Origin of the sequence: Aeromicrobium sp. S22, from assembly GCF_009661045.1 — a bacterium.
GTDB classification, from domain to species: domain Bacteria; phylum Actinomycetota; class Actinomycetes; order Propionibacteriales; family Nocardioidaceae; genus Aeromicrobium; species Aeromicrobium yanjiei.
The window spans coordinates 167752-181386 of the sequence record NZ_WJWV01000003.1 but is presented as its reverse complement, the minus strand read 5'-3'; the positions used below and the strand labels follow the sequence as shown (position 1 = coordinate 181386).

The window sequence follows — 13635 nt, the reverse complement described above, 5'->3', positions numbered from 1 at the left end:
TGCGGACGCGGCGAACCGCGACGCCGCCCGCTGCTCACGAGACGCCGTTGAGCCGGTCGACGGCGCCGAGGAGATCGCCCCGGTCGTAGTAGTCGACGGCCACGAAGTTGGGCCGTTGGCCCCGCTCCGCCTCGCACGCCTTCAGCCGGGGCCCCAGGACGTCCTCCGCGTTGACCTTCGCGGCGTCCGTGACGCGGGAGTCGAAGTTGCTCAGCCAGTGGTTGACGAGGAACAGGGAGGCGTCTGCCGGCCCCCGGAACCGCGTGCAGGTGAACTGCGAGGGCCGCCTGAACGAGTAGGGCGTGTCCTGGACCGCCGTGCGCGCGTCGATGAGCCACGGGTTCTCGGGCCCTCCGGAGGCGTTCTCCAGCAGGAAGACCACCCGTCGGCCCGAGTCGATCATCTCGCCGAGCGTCGGCCACGGCTGCCCCTCGACCGGTGTGTGGACGTACGACGCGAGGCCCGCGCGCTTGACCAGGGCGGCGGTGTCCTCGGGCGACACCTCGTCCTGCACGAAGAAGGTCACGACCTCGCGCGGGTGTCGGTCCAGCCAGGTCTTGACCTGGGCCATCAGCGGCTCCCAGTCCGTCGAGCCGAGCTCGCACAGCGCATGGCAGAGATACGGGCGGACCGGACCGGTGGGCGTGAGGTCGAGCGCGTCGCGGACCCGCAGCGCACTCTCCAGCACGCGGGTGCCGTACGTGGCCCTGGCCTCCGCGAGCGCCTTCTTGCGGTCGACGCCGGCATTGGCGATGACGTCTGGACGCTGGGTGCGCTGGCCGTTCCAGCTGTCGATCAACAGCACCCGGATGCCGTCGTCGAGCTGACGCAGGATGCCGTAGGGCTGCTCGGCCAGGAACCATCCGGGTTGGTCGGCCGCGGCCATCGAGTTGTGGGTGCCGGCGTAGGAGACCTCGTCGAACCTGCGGTCGCAGAGCTCGCGGTGGCCGTTGCAGGCCGTGCCGTCCGTGGCCGAGAACGCCGGGAGGTCGCGACCTGCCGGCCACGCCCCCACCACGAACGCAGCGACGAGCGCCGCCGCGCCTGCGAGCGCGGCGATCGGTCCGGCCCGGTCGACGAGACGCCGACGGTCCCGCCGGACCCGGTCGGGGCGTCGCGCGACCCACCAGGCGACGCCGACCCGCAGCAGCGACCGGACGCCGATCAGCACCAGCACGAGTCCGGCGATGCCTCCCACGAGCGAGAGCACCAGCAGGGGGCGCATCACGGTGAGCCCGCCGACCAGCACCAGGGCCCCACCGCGGAACAGCTCCGTCCGGGGCGTCGTGCCGGCGACGGAGAGCGTCCGCCACCCCCGTGAGGCGAGCGTCGCCGGATCGAGGTCGAGGCCAGGGCTCGCCACCACCCGCATCAGCAGTCCGGCCGCGGCGACCACCCCCGCCACGGCCCAGAACGAGCCGTCGAGCTCACGCCAGGCCGCGCCGACCAGCGCATCGCGGATCGAGTCGTCCTCGAGCCGCGACGCCCACCAGCTCGCGACCAGCAGCAGGACCACCAGGACGCCCGCGGCGCCCAGCGCGCCGGTCCCTGTCGCCCGGACCACCCCGCGCCACCCGCGCCGGTCGAGCGCCCCCGCCGCCACGAGCATCAACAGCCCCAGGACGGGCAGCACCTCGGCGAGCATGGCCACGTCGTCGGCCGCCCCGATGAGGTCGCCGGTGAACTCCTGCGCACCGATCGACGCGAGCGTCACGTCCAGGTCGGACGGGATCGCCGCCTCGGTCTGCGGTGCGAGGGTCGTGATCGCTGCGACCAGCAGCGCGCCGACGTCGGCGAGCCGCAGGATGACCTGGCCGTCGTCGTCGGACGTCAGGGCGTCGTGCAGCGGGGCCACCGTGCCGCGCACGACGGGCCCGAGCGCGGGACTGGCGACGAGCGCTGCGGACGCGGACTCCAGCAGCGGCCGCAGACCCGTGAGGTCCGGCTCCTGCGCCAGGATGCGCTCGGTGACGAGGAGGCCGACCTGGCGGGCCACCTGCGGGTCCTCCCGGACAGCGTCGACGTGCCCGGCGAACCGGCCGCCGTCCAGCACCTGGCGGTTGACGACCCCGGCCACGAGGCCGACCAGGAGCGCGACCGAGCCCAGCACGAGAAGTGCACGCGACAGGATCCTCACGACGGTCCTCCGGTCAGGGACAGACGCCCGCCCCCACTGTAAGGCGGAGGACCCCCGACCGGTCAGGCCTTCTTGGTCGTCGTCTTCTTGGCCGTGGTCTTCTTCGCAGCCGGCTTCTTGGTCGTCTTCTTCGCCGCCGTCTTCTTCGTGGCCTTCTTGGCGGTCTTCTTGCCGCCCTTCTTGGCCGGCCCCTTGGCCCGACGCTCGGCCAGCAGCTCGTACGCCCGCTCAGGCGTCAGCGTCTCCAGCGAGTCGTCCTTGCGCAGGGTCGCGTTGTACTCGCCGTCGGTCACGTACATGCCGAAGCGGCCGTCCTTCGCGACGACGGGTGCGCCGCTGACGGGGTCGTTGCCGAGCTCCTTGAGCGGTGCGGCCGCCGCCTTGCGCCCGTACGTCTTGGGCTGCGCGTAGATCGCCCGGACCTCGTCCTCGGTGATCGTCAGGAGCTGCTCCTCGCGCTCCAACGACCGGGAGTCGGTGCCCTTCTTGAGGTAGGGACCGTAGCGGCCGTTCTGGGCCGTGACCTCGGTGCCGTCCTCGTCGACGTAGACCACGCGCGGCAGGGTGAGCAGCTGCACGGCCTGCTCGAGCGTGACAGTGTCGAGATCCATGCTCTTGAACAGGCTCGCGGTGCGCGGCTTGTCGGCCTTCTTGGCGTCGTCCGGCAGCGCCTCGGTGACGTAGGGCCCGTAGCGGCCGTTCTTGGCCGTGATCATCAGACCGGTCTCGGGGTGCTTGCCCAGCTCCTTCTCCACGCCCGTGGGCGAGGACAGCAGCTCCTTGGCCTTGTCGAGGGTCAGCTCGTCCGGCGGCAGGTCGTCGGGCACGTTGGCGCGCGTCGGGACCTTCTTGCCCTCGGCGTCCTCGGTGTACGGCGGCCCCTCGACGTACGGTCCGTAGCGGCCGACCCGCAGGTCGATGTCCTCGCCGATCGGGAACGTGGCCAGGCCACGCGCGTCGATGTCGGGAAGGTTCTCGATCAGCCGCTTGAGGCCCGTGTTGCCCTCCCCCGAACCGGTCCAGAAGCCGGTGAGGACGTTGAGCCGGTCCTCGCGACCGTTGGCGACCTCGTCGAGGACGTCCTCGAGCTCGGCGGTGAAGTTGTAGTCGATGAGTCGCGGGAAGTGCTGCTCCAGGAGCCGGATGACCGAGAACGCGATCCACGCCGGCACCAGGGCGGTGCCCTTCTTGTAGACGTAGCCACGGTTCTGGATCGTGCCGACGATCGACGCGTACGTCGACGGGCGACCGATCTCGCGGGTCTCCAGCTCGCTGATGAGCGAGGCCTCGGTGAAGCGGGACGGGGGCTTGGTCTCGTGGCCGGCCTTGCCGAGCTCGGCGGCCGTGACGGTCTGGCCCTGCGACAGGTTCGGCAGCTTGATCTGCTGGTCGTCGCCCTCGGCCTCCGCGTCGTCGTTGGACTCGACGTACGCCTTGAGGAAGCCGTAGAACGTGATCGTGCGGCCCGACGAGCTGAAGACGACGTCCTCGCCGGTCGTGGCGGTCGCACCGATGCGGATCGAGACCGAGTTGCCCTTGGCGTCGTTCATCTGCGAGGCGATCGTGCGCTTCCAGATGAGCTCGTAGAGCCGCAGCTCGTCGCCGCTGAGGCCGGTCTGCTTGGGCGTCTTGAACGACTCGCCGGCGGGCCGGATCGCCTCGTGCGCCTCCTGCGCGTTCTTGACCTTGCTGGCGTAGACCCGCGGCTTCTCCGGCAGGTACTCCTTGCCGTACAGCTCGAGCACCTGGGCGCGGGCACCGTCGAGCGCAGTCTGCGACAGCGTCGTGGAGTCGGTGCGCATGTAGGTGATGTGCCCGTTCTCGTACAGCCGCTGGGCGACCTGCATCGTGCGGGCGGCCCCGAACCCGAACTTGCGCGACGCCTCCTGCTGCAGGGTCGTCGTGCGGAACGGCGCGTAGGGGCGGCGTGTGTAGGGCTTCTCCTCGACCGAGCGAACGGTGAACGCCTGGTCGGCGAGCGCGTCGGCCAGGGCACCGGCCTGGGCCTCGTCGAGGTGGGCGACCTTGTCGGACGTCAGCGCGCCGGTGTTGTCGAAGTTGCTGCCCGAGGCGATGCGCTTGCCGTCGAGGCTGAACAGCTTGGCCGGGAACCGCTGCGGGTCGAAGCCCTCGCCGGCGTCGAACGTCGCCTCGAGGTCCCAGTAGGACGCGACGTGGAACGCCATCCGCTCACGCTCGCGCTCGACGACCAGGCGCGTCGCGACCGACTGGACGCGGCCCGCGGACAGGCCGCTCATGACCTTCTTCCACAGCACAGGGCTGACCTCGTAGCCGTAGAGGCGGTCGAGGATGCGGCGGGCCTCCTGCGCGTCGACGAGGTCCATGTCGATGTCGCGGGGGTGGGCGATCGCGTACTGGATCGCGTCCTTGGTGATCTCGTTGAAGACGATGCGCTTGACCGGCACCTTCGGCTTCAGCTCGTCGTAGAGGTGCCACGCGATGGCCTCGCCCTCGCGATCCTCATCTGTTGCCAGGACGAGCTCGTCGGCGTCCTTGAGGAGCTTCTTGAGCTTGGTCATCTGCGACTTCTTGTCCGCGGAGACGACGTAGATCGGCTCGAACGCGGAGTCGATGTTGACGCCGAGACGCGCCCAGGACTCGCCCTTGAAGGCGGCCGGCACCTCGTCGGCACCGCGCGGAAGATCGCGGATGTGGCCCACGGAGGCGTCCACGACATAGCCGTCCCCGAGGTAGCCCGCGATGCTGCGGACCTTGTTGGGGGACTCGACGATGACGAGACTGGTCACGGTGTTCTCTCCTGATTGGTCAGACGGTGGTCACCGTAGCGCGTGCTGTCAAGACAGAATCCACCGCCGTGCCCCGGGGCCTCGACCGGGCTTGGACGGTCCTGGCTGTCCGTGCTGAGTGAAACAATGGGACGCGTGGGGTTCTCCGGGTATGCGCAGCTGTGGGCCGACCGGAAGGTCCGGGCCCTGTTCGTCGCCGCCTTCTTCGCTCGCATCCCCGCGCTCGCCGCACCTCTGGTCCTGACGCTGTACGTCGTCGACGAGCTGGGCGGCGACTACAAGCAGGCCGGTGTCATCGCCGCGGCCACGACGATCGGTGCCGGCATCGGCTCGCCGTGGCGCGGACGACTGATCGACCGGCTCGGCATCCGCCGCGCGATCGTGCCCTCGATCGTCATGATCGGGCTGCTGTATCCCCTCGCGACGATCGCCACGTACGCGTGGCTCGTCCCGATCTCGGTGCTGATGGGACTCTTCCTCATCCCGATCTTCTCGATCGTGCGGCTGTCGCTGAGCGTCATGGTCGAGGAGCGTCAGCGGCGCACCGCGTTCTCGGCCGACTCGATCGTCGCCGAGGCGAGCTTCATCATCGGCCCGGCGGTGGGTGCGCTGCTGGTCACCCAGGTCAGCGCCGCCGCGGCGCTGTACGCGATCGGCGCGTGCGAGGTCGTCGCCGGCGTGATCTTCCTGGTGCTCGACCCGCCGACGCGGTCGGTGACCGCGGCGCCCGCGACGGAGGAGACCGCACCTGCACCTGCCTCGACCTCCTTCGTGTCAGCGCCCCTCGTGTTCCTCTTCCTCCTGTCCGGCGGCGCGATGGCAGCCCTGTTCGGCACCGACCTCGGTGTCGTGGCCGAGCTGCGCGAGCTGGACGAGGTCGGCTCGGTCGCCATCGCGTACGGCGCATGGGGTCTGTCGTCACTCGTCGGCGGACTGGTCTACGGCTCGCTGACCCGGTCGGTCCGTCCGACGTTCCTGTTGCTCGCGCTGGGAGTCGCCACGATCCCGGTCGGACTCGCCGGCGGTGTGGTGTCGCTGTCGCTGCTGGTCATCCCGGCCGGGCTGTTGTGCGCCCCGACGATGACCGCGGCCGCCGAGTGGATCGCCAAGCTCGTCCCGGAGGAGCGCCGCGGCGAGGCGATGGGCTGGCAGGGCACCGCGTACACGATCGGCGGGGCGGCGAGCTCTCCCGTGATCGGAGCGGGCATCGACGGCGTCGGCGCCTGGGGCGGTTTCGTGATCGGCGGCTCGATCGCGACGGCGATCGCCGTCGTCGTGCTGATCGCGCAGATGGTCCCCCGCTGGCGTCCCACCCCGGAGATGGCCACGATCGAGGGGGTGTCGCGATGATCCTGCGCGACGCCGCGCCGTCCGATGTCGCCGACCTGCTCGCGATCCACAACGAGGCGGTCCGCGACACCACGGCGATCTGGGACGAGACCGAGACCGATCTCGCCGAGCGCAGCGCCTGGCTCGAGGGACGCCTGTCGGCAGGCTTCCCCGTCCTGGTCGTCGAGATCGAGGGCGCCGTGGTCGGCTACGCGTCGTACGGCCCCTGGCGGCCGAAGACGGGCTATCGCCACACGGTCGAGGACTCGCTCTACGTCCGGTCGTCGCACCAGGGCCGGGGCCTGGCCTCGATCCTGCTCGACGCCCTGATCGCGCGGGCACGTGAGGCCGGTCTGCACCGCATGGTCGCGATGATCGAGTCGACCAACACCCTCTCGGTCGGCCTGCACGAGCGGCGCGGCTTCCGGACCGCCGGCGTGCTGACGCAGGTCGGGTCGAAGTTCGGCCGCTGGCTCGACCTCACCGTCATGCAGCTCGATCTCGACCGCTGACGGAGCATCGTGTGCGCCACGACGGCCGCCTGCCGTGGGTCACACCAGGAAGCCCTCCTCGACGAGCTCGCGGACGACCGGGGCGTACGTGCTGCGGAGCTCACCCGCGTCCCGGCCCAGCAATGAGGCCAGGGCGTCCAGGATCTGCCCGGAGGTGAGGTCACCGTCGCTCGCACCGACGAGTCCAGCCTCGACGGTGTCGACCTGGCGCACGCGGCGCACGCCGTGCTGGAGCCGGATGACGATGCTCTCCGGGTCATCGGCTCCCGCGGCGCCACGTGTCTCCTGGACCAGGTCGATGGCCTGGCGGAACGTCCGGTCGAGCAGCTCGACGTCGCCGATGCCGCGCAGCGCGTCGACCCGGTCGCCCCACGCGGCGACGGCCGGACCGACCGGCTGCGCGATCTCCCCGGTCCACTCCTCGAGGCGGCGCACCGGCTCCTTCGAGGTCTTGCGCAGGCTGAGCCACCCGAAGCCGACTGCCTCGATGCCCTCGGCCTCGAACCAGTCCAGCCACGCGTCGTAGCGCTGGACGTAGTCGGCGGTGCCGGCGAGCCCGGCGTCCGCGAGCCACATCTCGACGTACGCCGCCGGGTCGACGAGCTCGCGCTGCAGGATCCAGGCGTCCAGGGGCTGGCCGTCGAGCCACTGGCCGAGGTCGTCCTGCCAGTCGACGCCGCGGTGGTGGGCCCAATTCGCGAGGATCTGGCACCAGCCGCCCTCGTCGAGGTGCGTCGCGGCGTTCTCGACCAGGTGCCGCACGACGCTGTCGCCCGGCATCCCGGAGTCGCGGTAGACCAGCACCTGGCTGCCGGGCGGGGAGATCACGAACGGCGGGTTGGTCGCGATCAGGTCGAAGGTCTCGCCGGCCACGGGCTCGAAGAGGCTGCCGTCGCGGACGTCGATGTCGGCGCCGTTGAGCGCCGCGGTCAGGCGCGCCATCGCCAGGGCTCGCGGGTTGACGTCGGTCGCGACGACCTCGCTCGCGTGCTGCGCGAGGTGCAGCGCCTGCACGCCGCAGCCCGTGCCGAGGTCGAGCGAGCGTCCAACCGGGCGGCGGATCGTGAGCTGCGCGAGCGAGGAGGACGCCTCGCTGATCCCGAGGACGTACGAGGGATCCATGGGCGCCTGGCGACCGTCCAGGCCCGACGTCGGGTCGCACACGATCCACCAGTCGTGGTCCTCGTCGCCGTACGGCCGGATGTCGACGAGCGCACGCACCTCGTCGCCCGACACCGCGAGCAGGTCCGCCGCGGCAAGGGGCTCCACCAGGCCCGGCAGCGCCGCGTCGGCGCGCGCCCGGTCGACCGGCGCCTGCAGCGCGAAGAGCCGCACGAGGGTGGCGAGATCACCACCCCCACGGGTCGCACGGAGGGCAGGGGTCGTCTGGTTGCGCCCGAGGGCACGATGGGCGTCGTCGCCCAGGAGCGCATAGACCGCGTCGACCGTGAAGTTGGCGCGGGTCAGGGCGTCGCGGAGCGGGGGCACGTGCTGGTCGTCGATCACTCCCCCAGCCTCCCAGACGCACGAACGGCGCAGGCCCCGTGACAGGGTCTGCGCCGTTCGTGAGCGGTGCTCTAGCTCGTCGCGATCTCCTCCGGCTCCGCGATCGCCGTGGTGTCGAGCGCGATCGGACGACGCTTGGAGATGTAGACCGCCGCCACGATGATGACCACGGCCACGCCCGCGATCGTGTAGCGGATCGGGTCGCTCGCATCGTCGCCGTACGAGTACTTGATGATGAGCGGTGTCGCCAGCAGGGCGACCAGGTTCATGACCTTGAGCAGCGGGTTGATCGCCGGACCGGCGGTGTCCTTGAACGGATCGCCCACGGTGTCACCGATGATCGTCGCCTCATGGGCGGGCGACCCCTTGCCACCGTGGTTGCCGTCCTCGACGAGCTTCTTGGCGTTGTCCCACGCTCCGCCGGAGTTGGCGAGGAACACCGCCATCAGCACGCCCGTGCCGATCGCGCCGGCGAGGTAGCCGCCGAGCGGACCGATGCCCAAGCCGAAGCCCACCGCGATGGGCGCGAAGATCGCCAGGATGCCCGGCGTCGCGAGCTCCCGCAGCGAGTCGCGCGTGCAGATGTCGACGACCTTGCCGTACTCGGGGCGGCCCGTCCCCTCCATGATCCCGGGGATCTCGCGGAACTGGCGGCGGACCTCGTAGACGACCGCGCCGGCCGCGCGGCCGACGGCGTTGATCGCGAGGCCGGAGAAGAGGAACACCACCGCCGCACCGAGGATCAGCCCCACGAGGATGCTCGGATCACCCACATTGAGGACGCCCAGCCATGCGTACGTCTCGATGATGCTGAGGTCCGCAGCGTCCGGGGAGCTCGTGACGCCGGACGCCTCGATCGCGGTGCTGATCGAGCTGCTCAGGGAGCCGAACAACGCCGTCGCGGCCAGGACGGCCGTCGCGATCGCGATCCCCTTGGTGATCGCCTTGGTGGTGTTGCCGACGGCGTCGAGCTCGGTGAGGATCTGCGCGCCCTCCTCGTCGACGTCGCCCGACATCTCCGCGATGCCCTGGGCGTTGTCGCTGACCGGGCCGAAGGTGTCCATCGCGACGATGACACCGACCGTGGTGAGCAGTCCGCATCCTGCGAGCGCGACGGCGAACAGCGCCACGACGAGCGATCCGCTGCCCAGCAGGAACGCCCCGAACACGGCTGCGCCGATGACGATCGCGGTGTAGACCGCCGACTCGAAGCCGACCGAGAGGCCGGACAGGATGACCGTCGCGGCACCGGTGAGCGACGTCTTGCCGACGTCCTTCACCGGTCGCGTCTCGGTGCCGGTGAAGTAGCCGGTCAGTGCCAGGATCACCGCGGCCAGCACGATGCCGATCAGCACCGCGATGATCGCGATGAGGCGGGGGTTGGCGTCGAGACCAGGAGCGACCAGACCCTGCTGCTGACCGACCGTGACGATCAGGGACTGCGTGTCGATGCCCGGCAGCGAGGCGTCGCTGAACTTCGACGGCAGCAGCAAGAAGGCCGCGCCGATGGACGCGACCGCCGAGACCAGCGCGGTGATGTAGAAGGAGCGGTTGATGGTCGTGAGCCCGCCCTCGTTGGGCCGGGGCTTGGTGATGAAGACGCCGAGGATGGCGGTGAGCGCGCCGATGGCCGGGATCACGAGCGGGAAGACCAGACCGACCTCGCCGAATGCGACGGAGCCGAGGATCAGGGCCGCGACGAGTGTCACGGCGTACGACTCGAAGAGATCGGCCGCCATGCCGGCGCAGTCGCCGACGTTGTCGCCGACGTTGTCCGCGATCGTGGCGGCGTTGCGCGGATCGTCCTCGGGGATGTTCTGCTCGACCTTGCCGACCAGGTCGGCCCCCACGTCGGCGGCCTTGGTGAAGATGCCGCCGCCGACGCGCATGAACATGGCCAGCAGGGCAGCGCCGAAGCCGAATCCCTCCAGCACGACGGGCGCGTCCCCGGTGTAGATGAGCACGATCGTGCCCGCGCCGAGGAGGCCGAGGCCGACCGTCATCATGCCGACCGTGCCTCCGGTGCGGAACGCGATGCGCATCGCGACCTCGCGGCCCTCGGTCTGTGCCGCCGCCGCGACGCGGATGTTGGCCCGCGTCGCGAGCCACATGCCCAGGTAACCGATCAGCGCGGAGAAGCCCGCGCCGGCCACCAGTGCGACGTAACGCCCGATCTTGATCTTCCAGTCGTTGTCCCATCCCAGCACGGCCGCGTCGAGCGCGATCAGCATCAGCAGCGCGATGACTGCAAAGACGGCCAACGTCTTGAACTGTCGGCTCAGATAGGCAGAGGCACCCTCTTGGACGGCCTGCCCGATCTCCTGCATCTTCGCGGTGCCCTCGGACGCCTTGAGGACCTGAGAGCGGAAGACCCCCGCCAGGACCAGCGCGAGAGCACCGATCGCGACGACCGCGTAGAGGTAGAACGAGTTCTTGTCGGAGAAGTCGAGGTCCCCGCCCACTGCCGCAACCACCGTCGCGTTCGCCATGAAAATCCCTCCCGAGGATCGGCAACAACGTGCCGCGGGCTGAGGACAGTCCGCGTGACGCAGGTTACATGCCGCGCAGGGGTGGGAGTGTGATATCGGTCACGCCGGTGTGGCGCGGGCGTCCTCGATCGAGGAGTGCAGGCCGAAGACCTTGTCCAGACCCGTGATCTGGAAGATCTTGAGGATCCGCTCCTGGGTGCAGACGATGTCGAGCGATCCGCCGTCGGCGCGGACCCGCTTGAGCGCTCCCACCAGGACGCCGAGGCCGGTGGAATCCAGGAAGTCGACGCGCTGGACGTCGATGATGAGCTTGGTGTGACCTGCCTCGACGGCGGTCACGATCGCCTCGCGCAGACGAGGCGCCGTGTAGACGTCGATCTCGCCCCCGACCTCGATGATCTCGAAGTCGCCGTCCGTGCGGGACGTCAGTGCCAGCTCCATCGACGATCTCCCTGTTCTGTTCTGCGCTCGTCACCTCCATCAAATCACGAACCCGGCCCACCCGCCGGGGCGCGTACGCGGTCGGGACGTGGCGGTCATGGCCGCTCTGGGAGACTCAGCGGGTGGACCCTGCCGACCTCGTGCTGCGCTACGGCGAGCGAGTGACGCACGTCGAGCGCGTCCCGGCCCGTGAGGCGGTCGTCGAGCCGTGGCCCGAGTGGATCGACCCGGCCGTGCGCGAGATGTACGCCGCGGAGGGGATCGACAGCCTGTGGGGCCACCAGGCCGAGGCGCTGCACCACGTCCACGCGGGCCGCCACACCGTCATCTCGACCGGCACGGCATCGGGGAAGTCATTGGCGTTCCAGGCTCCCGCGCTGACCGGGCTGGCTGCCGGGCGTACGGGGAGCGCGCTGCGGGGCAACCGCATGCCCACGGTGCTGTACCTCGCCCCCACCAAGGCCCTGGCCGCCGATCAGCTGCGCCGGCTCGCAGGCGCGTCGGCGTTCGCGCGGCCGGCGACGGTCGACGGCGACAACTCGCGTGAGGAGCGCGCCTGGGCACGTGACCACGCGAACTACCTGCTGACCAACCCCGACACGCTGCACCACTCGATCCTGCCGGCCCACGCGCGCTGGACGCGCGTGCTGGGCGGGCTCACGCATGTCGTGGTCGACGAGTGCCATCACTACCGCGGTGTCTTCGGCGCGCACGTGGCCCACGTGCTGCGCCGGCTCCGCCGGATCTGCGCGTACTACGGAGCCGATCCCACGTTCGTGCTCTCTTCGGCGACCGTCGCCGATCCCGAGGTCTTCGCGTCCCGGCTCACGGGCCTGGACGTCGTGCCGGTGACCGAGGACTCGTCCCCGCACGCCGCCCGCACCATCGCGCTGTGGGAGCCGCCGATCATCCCAGGCGTCGACCCGGCCAACCCCGGCGTGGTGCGCAGGTCGGCGACGACCGAGGCGGGCGAGCTGCTGACCGACCTGGTCATCGGCAAGGTCCGCACACTGGCGTTCGTGCGGTCCCGCAAGGGGGCGGAGTCCGTCGCCGCGACCGCCCAGCGGCGCCTGGGCGAGGTCGACCCTGAGCTCGTCCGGCGGGTCGCGACCTATCGCGGCGGCTATCTGCCCGAGGAGCGGCGCGAGCTGGAGCAGCGCCTGCGCAGCGGGGACCTGCTGGGGCTCGCCAGCACCAACGCCCTCGAGCTCGGCATCGACATCGCCGGCCTGGACGCCGTGATCACGGTCGGCTTCCCGGGCACGCGCGCCGCGCTGCAGCAGCAGTTCGGCCGCGCCGGACGCTCGGGCCACGACTCGATCGGCATCCTCGTCGCCCGCGACGATCCGCTGGACACGTTCCTCGTGCACCACCCCGAGGCGTTGCTCGGCACCGCGGTCGAGGCCTCGGTCTTCGACCCCGACAACCCGTACGTCCTCGGCCCGCACCTCGCCGCCGCGGCGCAGGAGATCCCGTTGACCGAGGGCGACTTCGACCTGTTCGGGCCGCGGACCGCGGAGGGAGTCGCGGCCCTCGAGGCGGCGGGGTGGCTGCGCAAGCGGGCGGCGGGATGGTTCTGGACCAAGCGCGAACGGGCCAGCAACCTGGCCGACATCCGCTCCAGCGGCGGCCCGCCGGTGCAGATCGTCGACGCGACGACCGGACGACTGATCGGCACGGTCGACGGCGGCTCGGCGGACTCGACCGTCCACGAGGGGGCGGTCTACGTCCACCAGGGCGACGTCCACCTGGTCGACGAGTACGACCTGGAGCACGGCGTCGCGATGGTCCACCGCGACAACCCCGACTACTCCACGATGGCCCGGTCGGTCACCGAGATCACCGTGGTCGAGACCGAGCGGACCGAGCAGTGGGGCGCGGCCGCGATGTCGTTCGGCTCGGTCGAGGTGGTCAACCAGGTCGTGTCCTATCTCAAGCGCAGCACCGCCGGTGGCGGCATCCTCGGCGAGGAGCTGCTCGAGCTGCCCGCTCGTACGCTGCCGACGAAGGCCGTCTGGTGGACCCTCTCGGCCGAGGTCGTGAGCGCGACCCTCGAGACCGATGACGTGCCCGGATCGGCGCACGCGGCCGAGCACGCCGCGATCGGCCTGCTGCCGCTGCTCGCGACGTGCGACCGATGGGACATCGGCGGCGTCTCGACCGCCCTGCACCCCGACACGGGCACGCTGACCGTGTTCGTCTACGACGGCTATCCCGGCGGAGCGGGATTCGCCGAGCGCGGCTACGAGATGGCGGCCCGGTGGCTCCGGGTCACCCGTGACGCGATCATCGCGTGCGAGTGCCAGGACGGCTGCCCGTCGTGCGTCCAGTCGCCCAAGTGCGGCAACGGCAACGAGCCGCTCGACAAGGCCGGCGCCGTACGCCTGCTGGGCGCGTTCCTCGCGGACGCTCCCACCGACTGAACCCGCGTACCGAGTGGCGCAAACCCGCAC

The 13635-nt window shown here is 70.7% G+C and carries 8 protein-coding genes; 3 read left to right on the top strand and 5 right to left on the bottom strand.

Annotation, left to right across the window (positions count from 1 at the left end):
* Positions 1-34: 34 nt before the first annotated feature.
* A complete protein-coding gene (locus tag GEV27_RS13820) occupies positions 35-2137 on the bottom strand; it encodes a hypothetical protein (RefSeq protein ID WP_228765270.1) in 2103 nt (700 codons plus the stop codon).
* A 62-nt stretch (positions 2138-2199) separates the two neighbouring features.
* Entirely contained in the window at positions 2200-4905 is a 2706-nt protein-coding gene (topA, locus tag GEV27_RS13815) for a type I DNA topoisomerase (RefSeq protein ID WP_309222255.1), read from the bottom strand.
* A 135-nt stretch (positions 4906-5040) separates the two neighbouring features.
* On the opposite strand from topA, the gene GEV27_RS13810 reads away from it, so the two are divergent.
* Positions 5041-6255 (top strand): MFS transporter, encoded by a 1215-nt coding sequence (locus GEV27_RS13810; RefSeq protein WP_194839934.1) that lies wholly within the window; start codon positions 5041-5043, stop codon positions 6253-6255.
* The gene (locus tag GEV27_RS13805; protein ID WP_153651467.1) at positions 6252-6746 is read left to right on the top strand and encodes a GNAT family N-acetyltransferase; all 495 of its coding nucleotides are present in this window, start codon (positions 6252-6254) and stop codon (positions 6744-6746) included. Before GEV27_RS13810 ends, GEV27_RS13805 begins: the two co-directional genes overlap by 4 nt.
* Positions 6747-6785: 39 nt before the next feature.
* Here the strand turns inward: GEV27_RS13805 and GEV27_RS13800 are convergent, their stop codons facing one another.
* The 3 genes from GEV27_RS13800 to GEV27_RS13790 form a co-directional block, all read right to left on the bottom strand.
* Positions 6786-8252 carry a class I SAM-dependent methyltransferase gene (locus GEV27_RS13800; protein ID WP_309222254.1) on the bottom strand — a complete coding sequence of 489 codons (1467 nt, stop codon included), beginning with the start codon at positions 8250-8252 and terminating at the stop codon, positions 6786-6788.
* 71 nt (positions 8253-8323) lie between these two features.
* Positions 8324-10741, bottom strand: a complete 2418-nt coding sequence (locus GEV27_RS13795) for a sodium-translocating pyrophosphatase (RefSeq protein ID WP_153651465.1) — start codon at positions 10739-10741, stop codon at positions 8324-8326.
* 99 nt (positions 10742-10840) lie between these two features.
* Positions 10841-11182, bottom strand: coding sequence for an STAS domain-containing protein (locus GEV27_RS13790; RefSeq protein ID WP_153651464.1), 342 nt, complete (start codon positions 11180-11182; stop codon positions 10841-10843).
* A 122-nt stretch (positions 11183-11304) separates the two neighbouring features.
* On the opposite strand from GEV27_RS13790, the gene GEV27_RS13785 reads away from it, so the two are divergent.
* Positions 11305-13605 carry a DEAD/DEAH box helicase gene (locus tag GEV27_RS13785; RefSeq protein WP_309222253.1) on the top strand — a complete coding sequence of 767 codons (2301 nt, stop codon included), beginning with the start codon at positions 11305-11307 and terminating at the stop codon, positions 13603-13605.
* The last annotated feature ends 30 nt before the right edge of the window (positions 13606-13635 follow it).

Coding starts and splice junctions, on each gene's coding strand:
- GEV27_RS13790 (WP_153651464.1), bottom strand. CDS start 11,182: ATGGAGCTGGCACTGACGTCCCGCACGGACGGCGACTTCGAGATCATC.
- GEV27_RS13795 (WP_153651465.1), bottom strand. CDS start 10,741: ATGGCGAACGCGACGGTGGTTGCGGCAGTGGGCGGGGACCTCGACTTC.
- GEV27_RS13805 (WP_153651467.1), top strand. CDS start 6,252: ATGATCCTGCGCGACGCCGCGCCGTCCGATGTCGCCGACCTGCTCGCG.